The organism is Kibdelosporangium phytohabitans (genome assembly GCF_001302585.1).
In the GTDB taxonomy this organism is placed as follows: Bacteria; Actinomycetota; Actinomycetes; order Mycobacteriales; family Pseudonocardiaceae; genus Kibdelosporangium; species Kibdelosporangium phytohabitans.
Genome location: NZ_CP012752.1, coordinates 4,057,009 through 4,078,431, shown reverse-complemented (window position 1 = coordinate 4,078,431; position 21,423 = coordinate 4,057,009). Strand labels below are relative to the sequence as shown.

The following is a 21,423-nucleotide window of genomic DNA, read 5'->3' as shown; positions in this document are numbered from 1 at the left end:
CGGGATCACCGATTCCGCCGCCATGGACGCCCCAATGCGACAGTCCTATGCGAACGCCGAAGCCACCCCTGCGCCGGGTCGGTGCGTCAGAGCCAGCCGAGGCGCAGGAAGACCGATTCGCCCGGCGCGTCGTCGAGGCCGTCGTTGTCCACGACACCGACCAGCTTGCGCAACGGGCCGATGCCGATCACGGCGAGCCCTTCCGGCTTGTCGTGCGTGGCGGCACCGCCCGCGGTCAGCGCCGGGATCAGCTCCTTGACCAAGGTCTTGGCGACCACCGGCTTCTCGCTGCCCGCGGGGACCGGCCGCACCCTGCCGACGTCGACGCGGTAGACCTTCTTGACCTTGGCCGCGTCCCCGCGCTGGTTGTCGCGTTCCAGCACCAGCAGCGTGCGGTCGTCGAGGGCGGTCACCTCGGACAGGCCGATCCAGGCTCCGGTGGGCGCCGCGTCGAGCGGGTAGGCGACGAACGCCCACTCCCCCGTGGCCGGCGTGTACCGGGCCAGCGTGGCCTGGCCGGGTTTGTCGGCCTTCCACTCGCGCTGCACGGCCAGCCAGACCCGCTCGTCCTTGCCGCCGCCGGTCGCGGTCACGCCTTCGAAGCCGTTGCCGGTGGCGGTCTGCGCGACGGCGTCGGGCAACGGAACCTCCCGGGTGACTGTGCCGTTCGGGGCTACCTCGACCAGGAGGTTCGGGGACTTCTTGCCGTCGCCCTCGGCCGCGATCCAGTAGCCGCCGCCACGGCGCGCGGCGATGCCTTCACCGTCGTATCCGACGGGCTTGCCGTCCTTGGTCAGCGTGAGCTCCTTGTGCACCCTGGCGGGCGCGGAGAGCACGTCGATCGTCAGCACACGGGTGGGGTTGTAGGCCGCGTCGGTCACCGACACCACGTCGCGGAAGTCGCCGGGAATCGCGGAAAGGCCGGACAGCGCGCCGAACCCGATGCCGTCGGAGACGATCGACGGCGTGCCCTTGTTCTGCGCCAACGACAACGGCAGCGGAGTGCGGGTCAGGCGATACGCGCTGAGCGACGACCGCACGCTGTCGGCGGCGGAGTCCTCCTCGGCGGACACGACGAGCGTGCCCGTCGCCGGGATCGGCAGCACACCCTCCGGGCCGACGCCGGTCGGCAACGCTTGCAGGAACCGGGGCTTACGCGGGTCGCGCACGTCGTACACCGCGACCAGGTTCGCTCGTTCCATGCCGACGAACGCGTACCGGTCGCGCCCGAACGTCGCCACCGCCAGGCCTTCCGGCTCGACGCCTTTCTTGCCCGACCGGCCGTCCGGGTACTGGCCCTGCTTGATGGCCACCTGCTGCAGTTCGTTGCCCGACGAGTACACGACCTCGCCGGAGCCGGCGTCGAAGACCGTCCAGGTGCGGGAGCCGCCGTGGTAGTCGCCTTCGTCGGCGGTGCCGAGGGTGTGGTCGTCCAGCCACGCCACAGCGTCCGGCTCACGGGCCGCGGTGATGGTGCCCGTCGGCGAGATCTTCCCGTCGTCGGCGGTGTCCACGCCGTGCACGGTCGCCGTTCCCGCGGAGAAGTGCTTGGTGATCGTGCCGGTGCGCAGGTCCACGATCGCGATGTGGTTGTTCTCCTGCAGCGTGACCGCGACCTGGCCGCGGCTGTTGATGGTGACGTATTCGGGCTCGGGGTCGTCCGGGGCGACCTGCGCGATCCCGGTCAGCTCCACCTTGCGGGTGGTCCACTCGGCCGGGCCGCCGACCAGGTCGACGATCGCCAGGAAACCGGCGGGCAGCTGCGGGATCGTGCCGCCGCCGACCTTCTCGTCCCGCTCGTTCTCGATCGCGACGGCCGCGTGCCTGCCGTCGGCGGAGATGTCGATCGAGTCGGGCTGGCCGCCGAGGTCGTGCCCGGCCACGATCGCGCGTGTGGCCAGGTCGACAACCACGAGCACACCCGACGGCTCGGTGTAGGACTTCGAGGTGTTCACCGCGACCAGCGCGAGACGGCCGACGATGTCCACGGACGTCGGCTCGCCCGGCATCGCCAGCGTCCCGTCCGGCGTGAGCTGCTTGCCCACCTTGGTGAACCCGATCCGGCGCGCGGGCGAATCGGTGTACACGACCAGCCTGCCGTCCGCCGTGGCCGCGGCGATCTCCGCGGCGGTGTGTTCGGCCGCCGAGCTGTTGCGGAACACCGGCATCGTGTCGTAGCGCGCGAAACGCTCGGCGACGCCCGCTGTCGCCGGGGTCACCGGCAGAATCAACGCGCAGGCCACCAGGCCCGCACCCAACCGAACCGGACGTACCACTGGTTCTCCTGCCTCGAACGACGGATGGCGCATTGTGGCCTGCCCAGACGACGGGGGGATGAACACCAGGCGGCGGAACTCTTTCCGTTCCCCGGGTAGTCGAATGGACACTCGATGTGGTCGCGTCTACTCTTCCGCTGTTACACAATCGAGGTGGGGGGACATGTCCGGTCCTGGATGGCAACAACAACCGCAGCAACCTCTTCAGCCGCAACAGCCCCAGCGGCATCAGCAGCAGCCGCCGCTTCCGCACCAGCAGCCACCGCAACAGCCCTACGGGCAGCAACCGCCGCCGGGGTGGGGGCAGCCGCCTTATCCACCGGGGCCGCCCAAGCCGAAGAGCAATGCGCCGAAGGTGCTGGCGATCATCGCGATCGTCCTGATCGTGCTCGGCGGCGGCGGATACGTGGGCTGGCGGCTCGTCGAGACGAACACCGACGCGGGTGTGGAGTCGGCCAGCGTGCAGCCGATGAAGGAATGCGCGGTGAGCCAGTCCGTTCTCGACGCCGCGAAAGTGTCGGTGAACACCGGCAACGGCATTCCCGGCCCCGGTCATTTCTCCTGCAGCTACGTCACCCGCAAGGGCACGGACGGCGCGACGAACAACCAGGTGACCGTGACAGTCCGGAATCTCGACCGGGCAGTGCTGGCCGAGGACGAGAAGAAGGCGTTCGAGCAGTACGTCGACGAGTTCCAGAGCGACTACAAGGCCAAGGACGGCCCGAAGATCGGCGACCGCTCCGCGTACCTGCTGCGGGAGCACGGCGGCCGGACGTACCTGGTTCTGGCCGTGCTGAAGGGAACCACGCTGCTCAAGGTCGCCTACTACGGGCACACCAAGGGCTTCTTCGGTGACTCGCCGGTCCCCGCCGACGTGGTGGAACCTCGGCTGCTGAGCATCGCCGAGGACCTGGAGCCGAAGCTGCCGAAGGGATGACACGCCCGGATCACCACGTACCATGCGGGGTGAGAGCGAGCGAAGGCAGAACCGGTGCGCATCCTGCTGATCCACCCGTCGACCGGGACATCAGGCGAGTCGGCGGTGATCCACCGGCCGGATCTCGTCACCGCGAGTGACGACGTCGTCGCGCAAGTGATCGAAGATCTCAAGCCGGACGCCGTCGTCCGGCCCGACGGCGACGTCGGCGCCGCGCTGGCTGCCGCTGAGCGGGACTTCGCCGACCGCGTACCCGTCCCGACGGCGACCGCGGGCCGTGCCGTGGTGATGGTCGGCGCCGGAGTCGTCAACCTGGTTTCCGCCTTGGCTTTGGCGCGTTCCGGGTATCAGGTCGACGTGTACGAGCGCTCGCCGGATCCCCGCGCGGACGCCGACTGGACGGCGTACGGCTGCACCCGCGGCGGCGGGGACGGCCGGATGTTCACACTCACCGAGGCCGACAGCTACAACAGCCGGTCGTGGCCGTCGAAGGACCTGCTCACCCGGTCCGTCACCGACCACGGCTGGCTCGTGGCCAAACCGGGCGGGCTGTCAGCCGGGGAACTGGACTGGGCCGACGAGTTCCACCGCATCCCCGCGTGGCTCGCCGACAGCTACACGCGGGACATCTTCGACGCCAACCGGACCGCGGGCGAGGGCTGGGAGCGGCTGATGGCCTCCGACCCCGGCTTGTTCGACGGATACCGCGACGGCATCCTGCGGCTGTACACCGACGACGACTACTACCGCTGGCACGTCGAGCGCAACGAACGGCTCGGCGCGACCCGGAAAGTCCTGACGCCCGAACAGGTCCGCGTGGACTACCCGGCGCTCGCGGACGCGCCGGTCGCCGGTGGCATCGAGGTCGTCGGCTTCACCGTGAACATCCACAAGTTCATGGCGCGGCTGGTTGACTTGCTGTCCGCCGAGGGCGTCCGCTTCCATTGGGACACAACGATCACCGGTATCCAGTGGGCGGCTGCGGGCGTGCCGGACGGCGTGCTCGCGGGAGACACGGTCGTCCGCGGCGATCACTACGTCCTGTCTCCTGGCGCGTACGGCGAAGAGTTGTTGCGCGGCACCGCATCGCACGGTCAGATCATGGGCATGCTCGGCGTGTGGCTGACGGTGCCGAACGTCGAGCCGCGGCTGGATCACTCGGTGAAGATCGCCCGCAAGGGCCACCGGGCCGAGGAGACCAACGTGACGCTGGGGACCGGCCCGGACGGCGAGCCGATCCTGATCTGCGGCGCCGGATACGGCTGGACCGGAACGGACCCGGGCAACATCGACTCGACCGAACTGGAGATGCTGTTCGACGCGCTGGCCGACACGATCCGCCGGTTCTTCCCGAAAGCCCATGCGGCGGCACGGGAAGCGGGCACGCTCGCGGCCAGCCGCAAGCTGTGCGTCCGGCCGTGGACGGCGTCGTGCCTCGGCGTGTTCGAGACGATGCGAACCCGCGGCGGCGGCACGCTCATCGTCACCGGCGGCCACAACACCGGTGGGTTCACGCAGTCCCCCGCTGTCGCGGACGCTGTCCTCGCCGCGCTACGAGGACAGCGGCACGAGATGCACACCCGCTTCCACCCGTCGAGGCTTCGGCGGTTCTACTCGGGCGACGACGTCAGTCTGAGGATCACGTCCTGATGCGTGGCGCCGTACTTGCGGTTGAAGTGGTCGATCGCGACGGCGAGATCCGCTGACGTCTGGTCGAGCGGCGTCAGCAGGTACCGCCGGGACCGGTGCACCTCGCCCTTGGAGTTGCCGTCGACGATCCACACCGGCATGCCGTCGATTCCGCTGCGCAGGTTGCGTTCCACGATCTTGCGGCCGCTGACGTAGATCTGCTCGTCCACGGCGACGAACCGGGTCTCGTACCGCTCGCCCTGCTCGTCCTCGAGGACCAGCGACCAGAACTGGTCGAGCCAGCGGGTGCTGCGCGCGTCCCACAGCTCGTCGAACTTGGTGCCGACGAACTGGCCGAGCTGCGCCTGCGGGCTGGTCTGGTACTGGGCGGCGTTCCACGAGGTCATGTTGACCGGGTAGAACGACACGATCACGTGGTCGTCCACGCGGTACATCTGCACCGGCGGCAGCGCGGAGTAGATGCGCACGTCGAGGTACTTGCGCATGTGCTCGGGCAGGTCGCGTTTGAACTCGTTGAGCACACGCAGGTTGTCCAGGATGTTGTCGACCACGTCGGTCTGCTGCAACAGGTCGTCCGCGCGCTGCTCGGCGGCACGCGCGTCCGGGTCGAGCAGCAGGATGCGGACCTCGACCTTGCGGCTGAGCACTTCCTTGAGCGCGGCGAGGAACTCGTCCTGGTAGCCGCCCTGCAGCAGGTCCGTCCAGAGTTCCATGATCTTGATCTGGTGCCGGGCGCCCGCGGCCTGCCGGATGAACGCCCGGTGGTTGAACCGGTCGAGAACGGCCTCGTTGAGCCGGTCGGCCTTGGTCAGGAACGGCGCGATCAGGAACAGCACGACGATGGTGCCGATCAGGTCGGCACCGAGGTTGAGACTGAGATTCTTGCCGTAGTCGGACAATGATCTGGCAAAGAACAACAAACCGACAGTCACCACGATCAGCGCGGCCGCGATGATGGCGTAATAACGTCGCCGCTGAACCCAGGCGACGAAGAAATTGGCAGTCTTCGCGCGCAACCTGCTGCCCTCGCCCACAAGGCCTCCCCTTCTTGTTCGGCCAGGTGCCCCGTCAGCCGATTCTACTGAAGTGTTTTTCCGCATCGACCGCCGAAGCCGACAACGGCATGGGAAACCCCGTCGCATGACATCCGCGCGGGGTGACGTGGCCGGCGGGCGTTACCGGTTGGTGGCGGAACTCGGGTCGGGTGGTTTCGGAACGGTCTGGCGCGCACACCGCGAGGCGCTTGGACTGGATTTCGCGGTCAAAGAGCTGGATCTGCCACGTGGTTTGTCACAGACCGAACGCGCCGAACGGCTGGAACGCGCCACCCGCGAGGCCCGCAACGCCGCCCGCCTGCGCAAGCACGAGAACATCGTCGCGATTCACGACATCCTCGTGCAGGACGGTCTGCCGTGGATTGTCATGGACCTGATCGACGGTTCGTCATTGGACGACCATGTGAAGGCACACGGCGCGGGTGTCGTGCACAGGGATGTCAAGCCCGCCAACGTCATGCTGGCCGAAGACGGGACAGTGCTGCCAGCGACCTGTTCTCGCCTGGCGCGACGCTGTACTACGCGGTCGAGGGCGTCTCACCGTTCCGGCGGGTGAACGAGGCAGCGCCGTTCTCGGCGGTGTTGCTGGAGGACGCGCCGGAGCCGCAGCGGGCGGGGGCCTCGGTGTGCTGTTGGCCCTGTCGCCCTCATCATGGCCGGGTGGGCCTGGGAATCCTCATCGAAGTCGCGTCTCGGCCGGGCCGGGGATTGAAACGGGCACCGGTTCGTGGCCCGATCCGGCCGCCTTATAACGTTCCGGTGACGCCAACGGCAAGCCCCAAAGGAAGTCCCCGTGACCACTGACCTGAACAACGACGTGTCAGCCCGGCTCGAAGCGGCCAAGAAGGACTACGCCGCGCTGCTGGAGAAGAACCTCAAGCTGGACCTGACCAGGGGCAAGCCGTCGGCACGACAACTCGACCTGGCCAACGACCTGCTCGGCCTGCCCGGCGACCATGGCTTCCGGGCCGCCGACGGCACCGACTGCCGCAACTACGGCGGCGGCCAGGGCCTGCCCGAACTGCGGGCGATCTTCGCCGAGTTGCTGCAGGTCCCGGCCTCGCAACTGCTCGCGCAGGGCAACTCCAGCCTCGAGTTGATGCACGACAGCGTCGTGCACTCGCTGCTGGGTGTGCTGCCCGGCGCCGAGCGGCGCTGGGCCGACGAGGAGCGGATCGCGTTCCTCTGCCCGGTTCCCGGCTACGACCGGCACTTCGACCTGTGCCAGCGGTTCGGCATCGAGATGATCCCCGTCGCGCTGACCGCCGACGGCCCGGACATGGCCGAGGTCGAGCGCCTGGTCAGCGAGGACGCCGGGATCAAGGGCATCTGGTGCGTGCCGAAGTACAGCAACCCGGACGGCACCACCTACAGCGACGAGACCGTCCGCCGCCTCGCCGCCATGACGACCGCTGCCCCGGATTTCCGGATCTTCTGGGACAACGCGTACGCCGTGCACCACCTGACCGACGAGGAAGTCCAGGTCGCCGACATCCTCTCGGCCTGCGCGCAGGCCGGCAACCCGGACCGCGTGTTCGTGTTCGGCTCCACCTCGAAGGTCACCCTCGCCGGGGCCGGTGTGGCGTTCTTCGGCTCGTCGGAGGCCAACGTGAAGTGGCTGCTGGGCCACAGCGGCAAGCGCTCGATCGGGCCGGACAAGATCAACCACCTGCGGCACGTGCTGTTCCTGCGTGACGCCGACGGCGTCCGCGCGCACATGCGCAAGCACCGCGAGATCATCCAGCCGAAGTTCGACGTGGTCCAACGCGTGTTCGGTAAGCAGCTCGACGGCCTGGCGACCTGGTCGCAGCCCAAGGGCGGCTACTTCGTCACGCTGAACGTGCCCGACGGCTGCGCGAAGGACGTCGTGGCCAAGGCCAAGGAGGCGGGGATCGCGCTGACCCCGGCCGGTTCGACGCACCCGTACAAGGACGACCCGGCCGACAGCGTCATCCGGATCGCGCCGACCTTCCCGGACATGGCCGAGCTGGAGCAGGCCATCGACGGCGTCGCGACCTGCGTCCGGCTCGTCGGCTACGAGAAGCTCACGCGAAACGGCTGACGGTCCGCCAGCCCGGATCGGTGTAGACCTCGACCCGCGCACCGTGCGTCGCTTCTGTCCATTTCGACGCGCGGTCGCGGGCGGTCCGGTCCTGGCTGTCGGCGTACAGGTGGAACGTCCGCTGGCCGTTGACGGTGGCCACGGCGGCGAGGACCGCGCTGTCGCCGAGGATGCCGGTCAGCTCGTCCTCGGCTTCACGCAGCCACGTCAGCGCCTCCGGTGACGGCAGGCCGGCGGGGTGCTGCTCGGTGTACCCGAGTGTCACGCCGATGTGCTGGTCGAAAAGCGGGTAGTCGATCCACTTGAGCGGTCGCCGGGCGGTCACCAGCAGCACGGACCCGTCCTCGCCGCGTCCCTCCAGCATCGCCCACTTGCCGTCGGGGTTGCGCTCGGCCAGGCCGTCGACGATCTCCGGGAGCGCTTCGGCGGGCAGTGCGTCGTCCGGCCGTTCGACGACGGACTCGATCGCGCCGACCCAGCGTTCCACGCCGTCCTCACCCAGCAGCCAGTCCAGGACGAGGTACGAGACGCGGTTGCGCGGTTCTTCCGGCATGTCGGTGAACAGCGGGTGGTGCACGCTCACGTCGAGCAGCTGGCGGTCCTCGTCGATCGCGATGGCCAGTTCGGTCTGGTCCAGCCCGAGCGTGTGCGGCCCGGACGCCAGGTCGTGCCGCAGCGCCTGCGGGTCGGCGGCGCGCGCCGGGCGGTACTCCCACACGGGATCGCCCTGCGGCGCGGTACGGAACCAGCGTTCGGCCAGTGGTCGCAGTTCGGGGTTGCCGCCTGCTGTGACGACCAGCGCGTGCTGCGCGCGGCGGCCAGGCGCCAGCTCCCATTGCAGGTCCTGGTGCAACGCGTCCACTTGCGCGGAGATCTCGTCGCTGCACTCCGGCACGGTTCCCGCGCCGATGGCGGCGGCGATCCGGTCCGACCGTCCGGCCCACCAGCGCCAGAACCCGGCGATCCGCTCGTTCCCACTCACCGGGCCACCTTGGAGCGCGCACCGCCGGGGTGCCGTACCGTACCGCCTGACCTAAGGAGATGCTGGGATGACGGCAGGGCGGCCATTGCCCACACAGGACGAAGTGTTCGGGTACTTCGGCACGTTGTCGAACTGGGGACGGTGGGGCGACGACGACGAGCTCGGAACTCTGAACCACATCACCGACGACGCCCGGCTGGCGGCGGCGCGTGCCGTGCGCCACGGCAAGAGCGTGTCGTGCGCGTGGGAAGTCGCCGTACCGGAGGAGATGGAGCGGTCGACGACGACGTGCCCGTGCGCCGCCGACATGCCGGGCGCCGGGAACATGCCGCCGCCGTTCCACAACGACCGGCGTTGGGGCTTTTCGTCCGAGCGGCTCGGTATCTCGTTCCACGGCAACACCATCACCCACATCGACTCGCCGTGCCACCTCTACTGGGACGGCAAGATGTACAACGGACGACCGCACGACTTGGTCGACGCCGCAACAGGATCGGCGTGGGCGGCGGTCACGGCGGCGGCGAACGGGATCGTCACACGTGGTGTCCTGCTGGACATCGCGAGTGTCCGCGATGTGCCGTGGCTGGAGCCGGGGCAGGGCGTGTTCCCCGAGGACCTCGAGGAGGCCGAACGCCGTCAGGGCGTGCGGGTGGGCCCCGGTGACGCGGTGCTCCTGCGGACCGGCTTCGGCCGCGCCCGGCACGAGACCGGCGCGACAGCCGGTTTCACGCAGGCCGGCTGGCACGCGTCCTGCCTGCCGTGGCTGCATGCGCGGGAGGTCGCGCTGATCGGCGCCGACACGCCTCAGGACGTTCAGCCGTCGGGGTACGACGACGTGTTGATGCCGGTTCACGCCGTGAGCCTCGTCGCGATGGGCCTGTGGCTGCTGGACAACTGCGACCTGGAGGCGTGCGTGCGGACGGCTGCCGAACTCGGCCAGTGGGACTTCCACCTCACCGTCGCGCCGGTCCGCTTCGCCGGTACGTCCGGCAGCCCGGTGAACCCGATCGCCACATTCTGACCACGGCACGGAGGAAACGGTTCTCAGTCTGCTGCCACCACTTTCACTCCCCGAACGGATCGCAGCTCACCCAGCAACGCCGAGCTGACGGTCACCGGGTAGTCGTCGACCGCGAGGGTGGTGCGCCGCCGCGCGTGCCGTACGACGATGCGTACCGGGGTGGTGCCGCTGTGCGCGCGTAAGGTCGAGCGCAGTTCGGCGACCGCGTCGCGGTCCACGTCGGTCGCGTGCATCTCCAGCGTCAGCGGTGGTTCCTCGGTGACGCTGACGTCCAGTGTGCCCAGGTCGGATCCGAAGACGGACATCTTGTCCTCCCGCCAGTTCACCCTGCCCTTGACCAGCACGACCGCGTCCTCGAGCAGGTCGGCGGCCAGGACGCTGTAGCTCTTGGGGAAGAACAGCACCTCGATCGCGGCGTCCAGGTCCTCCACCGCGGCGATCGCCCAGCTCTCGCCCTTCTTGTTGACCCGGCGCTCCAGCGAGGAGATCATCCCGGCGATGACGACCTCGCCCTCACGCGGCGGGTTGGCCAGCAGCGCCGCGATCGGTTTCGGCGCGTGTCTGCGCAGGACGTGGTCGGCGCCGTCGAGCGGGTGCGCCGAGACGTACAGCCCCAGCATCTCCCGTTCCAGCCCGAGCAGCTGTTTGCGCGGCCATTCGTCATCGGTGAACCGCAAGTGCGCCAACGGTGACGAGTCACTTTCGTCCTGTGTGGACCCGAACAGGTCGAACTGGCCCATCGCCTGGCGCCGTTTGAGCCCCACGACGGCGTCGACGGCTTCCTCGTGCACGTCGAACAGCGCCTTGCGGGGATGCTCGAACGAGTCGAACGCCCCGGCCTTGATCAGGGACTCCAGGACGCGCTTGTTGCAGCACACCAGTTCCGACTTCTCGACGAAGTCGCTGAACGAGCTGTACTTGCCCTTGACCGCGCGGGTCTCGGTGATCGAGTCGACGACGTTGGCGCCGACGTTGCGGACCGCGCCGAGGCCGAAGCGGATGTCGTCGCCGACCGCGGCGAACCGGTGGGCGGACTCGTTGACGTCCGGTGGCATGACCTTGATCCCGAGCTGACGGCATTCGGACAGGTAGACAGCGGATTTGTCCTTGTTGTCCGACACCGAGGTCAGCAGCGCCGCCATGTATTCCGCCGGGTAGTTGGCCTTGAGGTACGCGGTCCAGTAGCCGACCAGCGCGTATCCGGCGGCGTGCGACTTGTTGAACGCGTACCCGGCGAACGGCAGGATGGTGTCCCACAGCGCCTGCACGGCAGCGTCGGAGAAACCGTTGGCGCGCATGCCTTCCCGGAAGCCCTCGAACTCCTTCTCCAGCACTTCCTTCTTCTTCTTGCCCATCGCGCGGCGCAGCACGTCCGCGCGGCCCATCGAGAAACCGGCGACGCGCTGGGCGATCTGCATGATCTGTTCCTGATACACCACCAGGCCATGGGTCTCGGCGAGGATGTCGCGCAGCGGCTCGGCCAGTTCTGGGTGGATCGGCTCGACCGCCTGCCTGCCGTTCTTGCGGTCGGCGTAGTTGTTGTGCGTGTTCATCGCCATCGGTCCCGGCCGGTACAACGCGTTCACGGCCACGATGTCCTCGAAACCGGTGGGACGCATCCGGCGCAGCAGGTCGCGCATGGCGGCGCCGTCGAGCTGGAACACGCCGAGGCTGTCGCCTCGCGAGAGCAGCTCGTAGGTCTTCCCGTCGTCGGTCCTGAGGCCGTCGAGGTCGACGGTCTCACCGCGGTTGGCCTCGATGTTGTCGATCGCGTCACCGATCACCGTGAGGTTGCGCAGGCCGAGGAAGTCCATCTTGAGCAGGCCGATGGCCTCGCAGGACGGGTAGTCCCAGCTGGTGATCATGGCGCCGTCGTCCCTGCGCCACAACGGGATCACGTCGATCAGCGGCTCGGACGACATGATCACCGCGCAGGCGTGCACGCCCGCGTTGCGGATCAGTCCCTCCAGGCCGCGCGCGGTTTCGAAGATCGTCGAGACGTCCGCGTCGCTCTCGATCAGCGCACGGACCTCGGCGGCCTCCGGGTAGCGCTCGTGCTTCGGGTCGGTGATGCCCGACAGCGGGATGTCCTTGGCGGCGACCGGCGGCGGCAGCGCCTTGGAGATCCGGTCGGCGACGGCGTACCCGGCCTGTCCGAAGTGGACGCGGGCGGCGTCCTTGATCGCCGCCTTCGTCTTGATCTTGCCGAACGTGATCACCTGGGCGATCCGGTCGGAGCCGTACTTCTCGGTCGCGTACCGCACCATCTCGCCGCGGCGGCGGTCGTCGAAGTCCATGTCGATGTCGGGCATGGACACGCGTTCCGGGTTGAGGAACCGTTCGAACAGCAGGCCGTGCTCGATCGGGTCGAGGTTGGTTATGCCCATCGCGTACGCCACCAGCGATCCGGCCGCGGAGCCACGGCCGGGGCCGACGCGGATGCCGACCTCCCGCGCGTGGTTCATCAGGTCGGCGGTGATCAGGAAGTACGCCGGGAATCCCTTCTGCACGATGACGTCGATCTCGAACTCGGCCCGGCGGACGTACTCGCCGGGCACGCCACCCGGCAGCCGCCGTCCGAGCCCGCGCATCACCTCCGCGCGGAACCACGACTGCACGTCGTGCCCCGCGGGCGGCTCGTAGAGCGGCATCCGGTCGCGGTGTTCCCATACCTCGGCGTACGACTCGATCCGTTCGGCGATCAGCAACGTGGTGTCGGCGGCGCCGGGAACCTCGGTGTCCCAGTACGCGCGCATCTCCTCGGCGGACTGCAGGTAGTAGCCGTCGCCGTCGAACTTGAACCTGGTCGGGTCGTTGAGGGTCTTGCCCGCCTGGACGCACAGCAGCGCGGCGTGCGCGTCGGCCTGGTCCTTGGTGACGTAGTGCGAGTCGTTGGTGGCCACCGGGCGCAGGCCGAGCTTGGCCGCGATCTCCAGCAGGCCGTCGCGGACCACTTTCTCGATGGTCAGGCCGTGGTCCATCAGTTCGACGAAGAAGTTGTCCCGGCCGAAGATGTCGCGGTAGTCGGCTGCCGCGCGCAGTGCCTCGTCGCGTTGACCGAGCCGCAGCCGGGTCTGGACCTCGCCGGACGGGCAGCCGGTGGTCGCGATGATCCCCTCGGCGTTCGCGGCGATCAGTTCGCGGTCCATCCGCGGCTTGCGGTAGTAGCCCTCCACGCTGGCCAGCGAGGACAGCTTGAACAGGTTGCGCAGTCCGGTGGCGTCCCGCGCCAGCATCGTCATGTGGGTGTAGGCGCCGGCGCCGGAGACATCGCCGCCGACGACGTCACCGCCTTGGCCCCAGAACACCGGCTTCTTGTGCAGCCTGCTGCCGGGCGCGAGGTACGCCTCCACCCCGATGATCGGCTTGATCCCGGTCTTCGTGGCGACCTGGAAGAACTCGTCGGCACCGGACATGGTCCCGTGGTCGGTCATGCCCACCGCGGTCATCCCCAGCCGGGCGGCCTCGCCGAAAAGCGGCCCGATCTTCGCGGCGCCGTCCAGCATCGAGTATTCGGTGTGCACGTGCAGGTGAACGAAGGAGGACACCGGCGTATTCGAGCCGAAACGGCACCGCGCGGGCAAACAAACGACACGCTCACCGCGACAACCAACAATTGTCTTGCCAAGGCAGGCTAATGTTGCGCCCGTGAGCGATCTGGACCTGGCCGCTGTGCGGGCGTTCGTGGCCGTCGCGGACTTCGGGCACTTCGGCGAGGCCGCGGCGGAGCTGGGCATCACCCAGCAGGCGGTGTCACGGCGGATCGCCAAGCTCGAGGCCGAGTACGGCACGGTCCTGCTGTCGAGGCTGCGGTCGGGCACGACGCCGTCCAAGGAGGGCGCGGCATTCCTTCCGCACGCGCGCAAGCTGCTGGCTCTGGCCGACCAGACGGTGGACATGTTGCGTGGCAAGCGTTTGCCGTTGCGAGTGGACGTGCTCGACACGCGCCTCGCGTCCACCGAACTCGTTCGCCGGTTCCACGCCACGACGAACATCGGCTTGGAGATCGTGCCGTCCCGCGGCCTCAGGGAAGCCAGGGAGTCGCTCAAGGCTGGCACGGTGGACGCGGCGTTCGCGCGCGTGGTCGGCTCGCTCGAGCAGGACGGGATCGCCGCCATCCCCGCGTACCTCGAGGCCTCCGAGGTGCTCGTGAACGTCGAGCACCCCTTGGCGAAACGATCGAGTGTGGCGATGCGGGAATTGTCCGGCACCCGGATCTGGATGCCGGGAAACGAGCCGGGAAGTGAATGGGCCGAATTCTACGACCGGGTCGCCGAGGAATTCGGCCTGCACATCGACACCGGCGGTCCCGATTTCGGCTGGGAGTATTTCGTCGGCCGTTTCGCCGAATTCCCGGCCACGGTCGGGCTGGTCGGCGCGCTGGTGGCGCTGCCCCGGCACTCCCGCGTGGTCCGCGTCCCGATCGACCCGCCGGTGCCGTCCTACCTGTGTTCGCTGCTGTGGCACCGGCGCAAGCCGCACTCGGCGCTGCCGGAACTGATCGAGTACGTCCGCCGGGGTTACCAGCCACCGCGCGCCGGGCAGGTGTGGCTCCCGGAAGCCGACCGGCACCTCACGATGTGACCTGCGCCTCACTCGGGTGGGCGAAGGTGATGCGGGTGGGGGTTCGCGACAACTCATATCGTGATCCACATCGGCGAGCGAGCTGAGCGGCCCGACCTGGTCACGCGAGATCCGAAGGAGGTCTTCGCGTGGCTGTTCGACGAGCACGCCCGGCCGATCCGGAGCTACCTCGCCGGCCGTGTCGGCGCCGACGTGGCCGACGACCTCGTCGCGGAGACCTTCCTCATCGCGCTGCGAAGACGCACGACGTACGACCCGCAACAGGCAACCGTGCGCAGCTGGCTGTACGGCATCGCCACGAACCTCCTGCGCAACCACGCCCGGCGGGAGGAACGCGGTTTCCGGCTGACAGCGAAGGCAGGCGCGGCCGAACCGACCGTGGAGAACCACGACACGCTGGTGGCCGACCGGGTCGACGCCGCCGCGCACATGCGCACCCTCTCGGCCGCCATGGCCAAGCTCAGCGAGCAGGACAGGGACGTGCTGCTGCTGACCTCGTGGGCCGGTCTCGAACCGGCGGAGGTGGCCGACGCACTGGGCATCCCGGCGAGCACGGTCCGGTCCCGCCTGCACCGCCTGCGCACCCGTCTGCAGACCCTGCTCACGAACTCCGCGAAGGACGCCGCCCGATGAAGGAACTCGACGAGGCCTTCGCGATGTTGCACCGCGATGCCCGTGCCGCCCCCGCCGGCCTGGCCGACGCGCGACAGCGGCTGATGGACGAGATCGACGGCGTCCGGCCGCGGCGGGCCAGGCGCCGGTGGGCGATCCCGGTGGCGGCTGCGGCCGGTGCCATCGCACTGGCCGCGGCGGTCGTGGTCGTCCGGACCGCGCCGTCTCCCGGCGAGGAACTCCCGCTGGCCTCCGCGCCGGAAGTGCTCAACAAGGCCGCGGACATCACGGACGTCGGCGCGGTGGACAAACCGATCGAGCCCGGCCAGTACCGCTACGTCGCCGAACGCAGGTGGATCACCTACGGCGTCCCGGACGGGACCAAGAAGAAGACCATCTACCCGTACCTGCAGGAGGAGCTGATCGAGCGCTGGATCCCCGCAGTCCCCAACGGGATCCGGCAGATCCGCCGCACGAGCATCGGTGAACCCAAGAACCTGGCGGACATGCCCGCCGACGCGGGCGCGCGCATCGCCGCGTCCCGGGTGCCCGACGAGACGCGCACCGGCAGGTGCAAGAACATCGGTGCTCCCGCGGGCCCGGGTGGCATCGAATGCGACACGCTGGACCGATTCGATTTCTATGCCGCGCTGCCGCGGGATCCCGTGCAGCTGAACAAACAACTGGACGCGTTGGCCACGCAGTACGGTCCGCAGAAGCCGTCGATGATGTTCAAGGCCGGAATCGACGCGCTCACGCGTGGCCTGATGACCGCGCAGTTGCGCGCCCAGTGGTACCGCGCGCTCGCCCTGATCCCCGGTGTCAGGGTGATCGAGCGGCGGACCACAGTGGACGGGCGCAGCGGTGTCGCGCTCGGCCTCGACGACCAGCGCGAACGCCAGGAACTGGTCATCGACATGGTCACCGGCGAGTTCATCGGCACGCGCACGCTGGCCGGGCCGCAGCCGTCCAACCCGGCGATCGAACCCGGCACCGAGATCGGCGCGAGCACGATCACCACGTCGGTGGTCAGCACCCTTGGCGCCACCTCGTGAGCAGATCCTCACGGTCGCGGATCGAGACTGCCTGACACGAAGATCTCGTACCACAGGCAGAACACGAGCACGGTCCAGATCTTGCGGCTGTGGTCGGCGGCGCCCTTCCTGTGCTCGTTGAGCAGACGGCGGACGTAGTCGATGTCGATCAGGTGCCCGGCTTTGGACGAGTCCAGGACGTGCAGTGCCCACTCGTGCATCTCGCCGCGCAGCCACACCCTGATCGGCGTGGGGAAGCCGAGTTTCACCCGGTTGACGATCTGCGGCGGCACAACGCCTTCCAACGCCCGTCGCAGCGCGTACTTCGTCTCCGCCGAGCGGGGCGGCAGCTTGAGCTCGGCCGGGACGCACGAGGCCACGTCGAACACCGCGTAGTCCAGGAACGGCACCCGGACCTCCAGCGAGTTCGCCATGGACATCCGGTCGGCCTTCACCAGGATGTCACCGCGCAGCCACGTATAGAGGTCCACGTACTGCATCTTCTCCACGTCGCCGAGGTGCGCGGCCTCGGCGTAGACCGGCCCGGTCACGTCGGTGTGGCTCACGCTGGGGTCATACTGCTTGAGCAGCACGGACTTCTCCTGCTCGGTGTACATCCGCGCGTTGCCGTAGTACCGCTGCTGGATCGGGGTCGTGCCGCGTTCCAGGAAGCTCTTGCCTTTCACGCCCCGCGGAATCGCCTTGGACACGGCACGCAGGCCGCGCTGCACACCCGGCGGCAGGCCGGTGACCGGCTTGAGCGACAACGGTTCCCGGTAGACGCGATAGCCCGCGAAGAACTCGTCCGATCCTTCGCCGGACAACGCCACGGTCACGTGTTCCCGTGCTTTGCGTGCCACGTAGTACAAGGGCACGAGTGCGGGATCGGCCACCGGTTCGTCCAGGTGCCAGATGATCCTGGGCAAGGCGTCCATCATCATCTGGGCGTCGACCGGGACCGGGTGCATCGTCACGCCCAGGTGGCGCGCGCTTTCCTCGGCGACGGGCAGTTCGGAGTACCCGTCGACCTCCAGTGACGCGGTGAACGTCAGGATGTCCGGGTTGACCTCACGGGCCAGCGCCACCACCGCGGTCGAGTCGATCCCGCTGGACAGGAACGCGCCGACCGGCACGTCCGATCGCATGTGGATCCGGACGCTTTCCCGCAGCGCGTCGCGAATGCGGCCGTACAACAACTCCGGGTCGCCCTGCGGGATCGGCCGGAACTCCGGGCGCCAGTAGCGACGGGTGGCCATACCGCTGTCGGGTCCGTTCGGCCGGTAGGTGAAGGACTCGCCCGACCCGATCCGGCCGATCTGCCGGTGCAGGGTCGCCGGTTCCGGCACGTACTGGAGCGTGAGGTAGTGCGACAGGCTCGCGTGGTCGAGCGTGTCGTCGCCCCACGAGCAGAACGGCAGCAGCGCTTTCTTCTCACTGGCGAAGAACACGCCGTGCCCGGTCATCAGGTGGAACAACGGTTTGATGCCGAACGGGTCGCGCGCGCCGAACGCGACCCGCTCCAGCCGGTCCCAGATGACGAAGGCGAACATGCCGCGCAACCGTTTCACCGCGGCGGTTCCCCAATGGTGGTACGCGGCGACGATCACCTCGGTGTCGCCCTTGGTGCGGAACGTCGCGCCTTGCGCGGTCAGTTCTTCGCGGAGCTCCACGTAGTTGTAGATCTCGCCGTTGAAGGTGATGGCGTACCGTCCGTCGGAGTACTCCAACGGCTGGTCGCTGTTCTCGACGTCGATGATGGACAGCCGTTTGAAACCCATCACGACGTCGTGGCCGACGACGTTGATGCCGGTCGCGTCCGGGCCGCGGTGGTGCAGGGTCGTCAGCGCGCCGGAGATCCCGCTCAGCACGGAGTTCGCCGACGCGGTGGCGCTGATGTACGTGAGCAGTCCGCACATGGCTGGTGTTCGTCTCCTCGTCAGGGGATCAGCGCGGGAATGCTCGAATCGAGGAGGCCCCGACCGGCCAGTTCGCCGTAGAGCGGTGTGGTGTCGGGAAAATGACCCCACGCGTGGTCACCGGTCCCGTCGCCCGCGTGCCCGAGCAGTTGCCGCTGGACCGGGCTGGCGTTGTGCCACCACGGTTGTGCGGGCAGGTCGGCGACCTCGTCGCGGATGGTGATCCACCGGTAGGTGTAGCCGATGAACGCGACCTTGCGGGTGATGTCGGAGTAGTTGTCCGACCGGGCGTGCCAGATCCTGCGGTCGAAGAACAGCACGTCGCCCGGGTTCACGGTGACCTCGACGGCCCCGGGCGGCTGCGGCCATTCGAGGTCGCGGCGCGGCGGTCCGGGCAGCCAGTTCGTCTTGTGGCTGCCCGGGACGATCGTCAAGTTGCCGCGTCCCGGCTCGGCCAGGTCGGAGAACCAGTAGGCGAGCTTGACCGACAACCTGGGACGCGGATCCGTTTCCAGTTCCCGGTTCTGCCTGCCGCCGTCCTGGTGCCAGTGCCACCAGGACGGTTCCCGTTCGGCCACACGCGGGTGCACGTCGATGTGCGAGTGGTGGACGTGCGCGTTCCAGCCGAGCGTCGACCACACGTACCCGAAGACCGCAGGGTGGTCGAGCAGCCCGACGAGGTCGGGACAGTTGCGAACCGCGCTGAGCAGGTGCATCGCCTCACCGGGAGTGTGCCGCACGTACACCCGTTCGATGGCGGAACGGTAGAAGTCCACCTCCTCCGGCGAAAGCGCGCCACGGATGATCAGGTATCCGTCCTTGTCGAACTGGCCGCGCTCGTCGACGGTCATCGCCCGCCATGCGAGGTTCATTGCCGGTGCGTTCAGAGCCATACCCATACTTGCCGGTCACCCGGCCGGCATGACCTCCCGGCGCCGGTTTGTGGCATCGATCCCAGCCGGACCGGAACCCTAAACCCCGGCGGAGGGCCAAGCGTTCGCGCGCTAGATCTGCGAGTCGGCGAGGAGTCTCAGTGCGAGTTCCCGCAACTCGGGCCCGGCCTTGCCGGGACTTCCCGTGTCGTACGGTGGTCGCGGGTCGTATTCGACCGCCAACTGCAACGCCTTCGCAGTCTGCTCACCGGCCATGAGCGCGGCCAGGTACAGAGCCATGTCCTGTCCCGCCGACACACCGGCAGCGGTGATGATCTTACCTGCCCGTACGTACCGCTCGGCGACGTACTCGACGCCGTACTCTTCCAGATAGGGCTTGCTCGACCAGTACGTCGTGGCACGAAGCCCGGTCAGCAACCCGATCCTGGCCAGGATGAACGCACCCGTGCAGACCGAGGTGGTCCACTGTGTACGTTCGTGGATCCGCTTGACCCAGTCCAGCACCCTCGGCCGCTCGAACACCTGCGATATCGCTTTCCCACTGCCACCGGGCACAACCAGCACATCGAGGCGGTGTACCTCGTCGATCGACCGATCCGCCAGCAGCGCCACGTCACCGGTGTCCGTCCGCACCGGCCCGCGCCGTTCGGCGATCATCGTCACCGTCGCGCCTGGCAGCCGGGACAGGATCTCGGCCGGGCCGGTCGGGTCGAGGATGCTGAACCGGTCGTACAGCAGGATCCCGATCGTCGGCCCTGTTTTCCCCTGTGCCGCCGAAACCTCCGCGGCACCCGCCGTGACACCGATTCCCACCGCTCCCGCCGCCGCTGCGCGAAGCACGGTCCTGCGACTGCTCTCCATCGGCCACACTCCCAGTACGAAGCCACTTGCCCCAGTGGTCGGCCGGAGTGGCCCGGTGGTTCCCGTCTTTCTCAGGCCGGCGGGATGTTCATGGTGCGGCTGAACACATTCGACGGGTCGTGAACAGCCTTGACCTCGCGCAGGCGCTGGTAGTCGGCCGCGGTGAACGCCGTCTCCGCAGCGGCCGGGTCGTGCAGGAAGTTCAGGAACGTCCCGCCGCTGGCGTACGGCCAAAGCCGCTCGGCGACGTCCTGCGGCCCGTCCACCGCGATGGAGAACGGCACATGACGGTGCCCAGCGGGAGTAGCGCCCTCGGCGATCGCGCCACCCCAGTACCTGACCTCGATCGCGTTGGTGTCGTCGGCGGTATCGACGACCGTGCGCACGACGTCGTCGGACAGCGACGTGAACAGGTCGAAGTTGCGAGGCGCGGTGCCCGGCACACTCGCTTGCGGGACGGAAACCTCCGCGAAGGTGCTCTGCACCGGCGTACCCGCGATCCGCCACAGCGGCCGCAATGCCTTCCGCGCGGCCACCGCGTCCCCGGCGTAGGTCGCGCGGATGGAGACGTGTTCGCCCGCCAACGCGATCGTGCAGGTCAGTTCCTCCGGCATGACCGGCGCGTACTCACCGAAGCGCGCGAGCAACTCGGCAGCCCGGTCGATCGGGAAGAGGGCGTGCCCGGCGTACACCTCGTCGACGGGGTGCAGCCGGATCTCCATCGACGTGGCCACACCGAAGTTGCCGCCGCCGCCACGGACCGCCCAGAACAGGTCGGCGTTGCGGTCAGCAGTCGCGGTGACAAGCTCGCCGTCAGCGGTGACAAGGTCCACACGCAGCAGGTTGTCCGCCCCGAGACCGTACTTGCGGGACAGTGGTCCCAGGCCACCGCCCATCGTGAACCCGGCGACGCCCACGGTCGGCGAAGACCCGGAGACAGGCGCCAGACCGAACGGCGCAGCAGCAGCGATCACGTCACCCCACACCGCACCGGCACCAACCCGGGCGATCCGCCGTTCGGGGTCGATCAGGACACCGGCCATCGGAGTCGTCCTGACCAGCAGTCCCCCATCGGAAGGGACGTAGGTGCCGTGCCCGGTGGACTGCACAGCGAACGGCAGCCCGTGGTCCCGCGCCCACAGCACGGCGGTCCGCACGTCAGCCGCACAGGTCGCCTCGGCGACGACCAGCGGGTTCGCGTCGAAAGCCGGGTTGAGGCTGGCGCGGAGACGGTCGTAGGCCTCGTCGCCCACCCGATGCACCTGCCCACGAATACGCGGGTCAGCGGCAGTCCGAAAGCGGCGAGCGAGCAGTTGCTGGGTCATCGGGGTGCCTTCCCTCATCGGTGTGCGTGCACCCCTGCGTCGAACCTGGGAAGCCGGGATCGACAGCCGAACCGAAACTACTTTCAGCAACCTGGCCGTGACTCCCCGACACCCCCTGCACCGCTTGGCCCCTGGTGGCAGGGCCGACTGCCATCACCCAGCAGGGTCTTTGGACCTCGCTGTGGCCGTTTCGGGCACCGGGCACGGCATGATGG

Annotated in this window: 16 protein-coding genes; 8 read left to right on the top strand and 8 right to left on the bottom strand. The window is 68.5% G+C overall.

What is annotated here, in order from left to right; translation table 11 throughout:
- Positions 1 to 86 precede the first annotated feature (86 nt).
- The gene (locus AOZ06_RS18625; RefSeq protein ID WP_054290571.1) at positions 87 to 2,276 is read right to left on the bottom strand and encodes an esterase-like activity of phytase family protein; all 2,190 of its coding nucleotides are present in this window, start codon (positions 2,274 to 2,276) and stop codon (positions 87 to 89) included.
- A gap of 163 nt (positions 2,277 to 2,439) precedes the next feature.
- Between AOZ06_RS18625 and AOZ06_RS18620 the strand changes: the two genes are divergently transcribed.
- Together AOZ06_RS18620 and AOZ06_RS18615 are read left to right on the top strand one after the other, a co-directional pair.
- A complete protein-coding gene (locus AOZ06_RS18620) occupies positions 2,440 to 3,213 on the top strand; it encodes a hypothetical protein (RefSeq protein ID WP_157233104.1) in 774 nt (257 codons plus the stop codon).
- Positions 3,214 to 3,267: 54 nt separating this feature from the next.
- On the top strand, positions 3,268 to 4,863 hold the full coding sequence (locus AOZ06_RS18615) for an NAD(P)/FAD-dependent oxidoreductase (RefSeq protein WP_054290569.1): 1,596 nt from the start codon (positions 3,268 to 3,270) through the stop codon (positions 4,861 to 4,863).
- Here the strand turns inward: AOZ06_RS18615 and AOZ06_RS18610 are convergent.
- Entirely contained in the window at positions 4,824 to 5,897 is a 1,074-nt protein-coding gene (locus tag AOZ06_RS18610; protein WP_054290568.1) for a phospholipase D-like domain-containing protein, read from the bottom strand. The two genes, AOZ06_RS18615 and AOZ06_RS18610, sit on opposite strands and share 40 nt — an antisense overlap.
- A gap of 106 nt (positions 5,898 to 6,003) precedes the next feature.
- On the opposite strand from AOZ06_RS18610, the gene AOZ06_RS18605 reads away from it, so the two are divergent.
- Both AOZ06_RS18605 and AOZ06_RS18600 read left to right on the top strand, forming a co-directional pair.
- Positions 6,004 to 6,474 carry a serine/threonine-protein kinase gene (locus AOZ06_RS18605; RefSeq protein ID WP_054290567.1) on the top strand — a complete coding sequence of 157 codons (471 nt, stop codon included), beginning with the start codon at positions 6,004 to 6,006 and terminating at the stop codon, positions 6,472 to 6,474.
- A 237-nt stretch (positions 6,475 to 6,711) separates the two neighbouring features.
- Positions 6,712 to 7,980 (top strand): aspartate aminotransferase type Ic, encoded by a 1,269-nt coding sequence (locus AOZ06_RS18600; protein WP_054290566.1) that lies wholly within the window; start codon positions 6,712 to 6,714, stop codon positions 7,978 to 7,980.
- Here AOZ06_RS18600 and AOZ06_RS18595 read toward each other — a convergent pair.
- On the bottom strand, positions 7,964 to 8,962 hold the full coding sequence (locus AOZ06_RS18595) for a DUF695 domain-containing protein (RefSeq protein ID WP_054290565.1): 999 nt from the start codon (positions 8,960 to 8,962) through the stop codon (positions 7,964 to 7,966). The genes AOZ06_RS18600 and AOZ06_RS18595 overlap by 17 nt on opposite strands.
- 67 nt (positions 8,963 to 9,029) lie before the next feature.
- Between AOZ06_RS18595 and AOZ06_RS18590 the strand changes: the two genes are divergently transcribed.
- The gene (locus AOZ06_RS18590) at positions 9,030 to 9,983 is read left to right on the top strand and encodes a cyclase family protein (RefSeq protein WP_179950827.1); all 954 of its coding nucleotides are present in this window, start codon (positions 9,030 to 9,032) and stop codon (positions 9,981 to 9,983) included.
- A 23-nt stretch (positions 9,984 to 10,006) separates the two neighbouring features.
- Here AOZ06_RS18590 and dnaE read toward each other — a convergent pair whose 3' ends face one another.
- Complete coding sequence (gene dnaE / locus AOZ06_RS18585) at positions 10,007 to 13,531, bottom strand: DNA polymerase III subunit alpha (protein ID WP_083471780.1); 3,525 nt, start codon at positions 13,529 to 13,531, stop codon at positions 10,007 to 10,009.
- A 100-nt stretch (positions 13,532 to 13,631) separates the two neighbouring features.
- Here dnaE and AOZ06_RS18580 point away from each other — a divergent pair, with 100 nt between their 5' ends.
- From AOZ06_RS18580 to AOZ06_RS18570, 3 genes are read left to right on the top strand one after another with little or no spacing between them, the layout of a single operon-like run.
- On the top strand, positions 13,632 to 14,567 hold the full coding sequence (locus tag AOZ06_RS18580) for a LysR family transcriptional regulator (protein ID WP_054290563.1): 936 nt from the start codon (positions 13,632 to 13,634) through the stop codon (positions 14,565 to 14,567).
- A gap of 57 nt (positions 14,568 to 14,624) precedes the next feature.
- Positions 14,625 to 15,200, top strand: a complete 576-nt coding sequence (locus AOZ06_RS18575) for an RNA polymerase sigma factor (protein WP_054290562.1) — start codon at positions 14,625 to 14,627, stop codon at positions 15,198 to 15,200.
- A complete protein-coding gene (locus tag AOZ06_RS18570; RefSeq protein WP_054290561.1) occupies positions 15,197 to 16,234 on the top strand; it encodes a CU044_5270 family protein in 1,038 nt (345 codons plus the stop codon). The genes AOZ06_RS18575 and AOZ06_RS18570 overlap by 4 nt, the downstream gene beginning before the upstream one ends.
- An 8-nt stretch (positions 16,235 to 16,242) precedes the next feature.
- Here the strand turns inward: AOZ06_RS18570 and asnB are convergent, their stop codons facing one another.
- The 4 genes from asnB to AOZ06_RS18550 all read right to left on the bottom strand — a co-directional run bounded on the left by asnB (position 16,243) and on the right by AOZ06_RS18550 (position 21,136).
- Entirely contained in the window at positions 16,243 to 18,129 is a 1,887-nt protein-coding gene (asnB, locus tag AOZ06_RS18565) for an asparagine synthase (glutamine-hydrolyzing) (protein ID WP_054290560.1), read from the bottom strand.
- Positions 18,130 to 18,149: 20 nt separating this feature from the next.
- Complete coding sequence (locus tag AOZ06_RS18560; protein ID WP_054290559.1) at positions 18,150 to 19,001, bottom strand: phytanoyl-CoA dioxygenase family protein; 852 nt, start codon at positions 18,999 to 19,001, stop codon at positions 18,150 to 18,152.
- Between the two features lie 132 nt (positions 19,002 to 19,133).
- Positions 19,134 to 19,883 (bottom strand): DJ-1/PfpI family protein, encoded by a 750-nt coding sequence (locus AOZ06_RS18555; protein WP_054296732.1) that lies wholly within the window; start codon positions 19,881 to 19,883, stop codon positions 19,134 to 19,136.
- 71 nt (positions 19,884 to 19,954) lie between these two features.
- Positions 19,955 to 21,136 (bottom strand): FAD-binding oxidoreductase, encoded by a 1,182-nt coding sequence (locus tag AOZ06_RS18550; RefSeq protein WP_054290558.1) that lies wholly within the window; start codon positions 21,134 to 21,136, stop codon positions 19,955 to 19,957.
- Positions 21,137 to 21,423 lie beyond the last annotated feature (287 nt).

What these genes read in the sequence shown, in the direction of transcription:
- AOZ06_RS18620 (WP_157233104.1), top strand. Translation starts at nt 2,440, where the DNA reads ATGTCCGGTCCTGGATGGCAACAACAACCGCAGCAACCTCTTCAGCCG.
- AOZ06_RS18560 (WP_054290559.1), bottom strand. Translation starts at nt 19,001, where the DNA reads ATGAACCTCGCATGGCGGGCGATGACCGTCGACGAGCGCGGCCAGTTC.
- AOZ06_RS18555 (WP_054296732.1), bottom strand. Translation starts at nt 19,883, where the DNA reads ATGGAGAGCAGTCGCAGGACCGTGCTTCGCGCAGCGGCGGCGGGAGCG.
- AOZ06_RS18590 (WP_179950827.1), top strand. Translation starts at nt 9,030, where the DNA reads ATGACGGCAGGGCGGCCATTGCCCACACAGGACGAAGTGTTCGGGTAC.
- asnB (WP_054290560.1), bottom strand. Translation starts at nt 18,129, where the DNA reads ATGTGCGGACTGCTCACGTACATCAGCGCCACCGCGTCGGCGAACTCC.
- AOZ06_RS18605 (WP_054290567.1), top strand. Translation starts at nt 6,004, where the DNA reads ATGACATCCGCGCGGGGTGACGTGGCCGGCGGGCGTTACCGGTTGGTG.
- AOZ06_RS18570 (WP_054290561.1), top strand. Translation starts at nt 15,197, where the DNA reads ATGAAGGAACTCGACGAGGCCTTCGCGATGTTGCACCGCGATGCCCGT.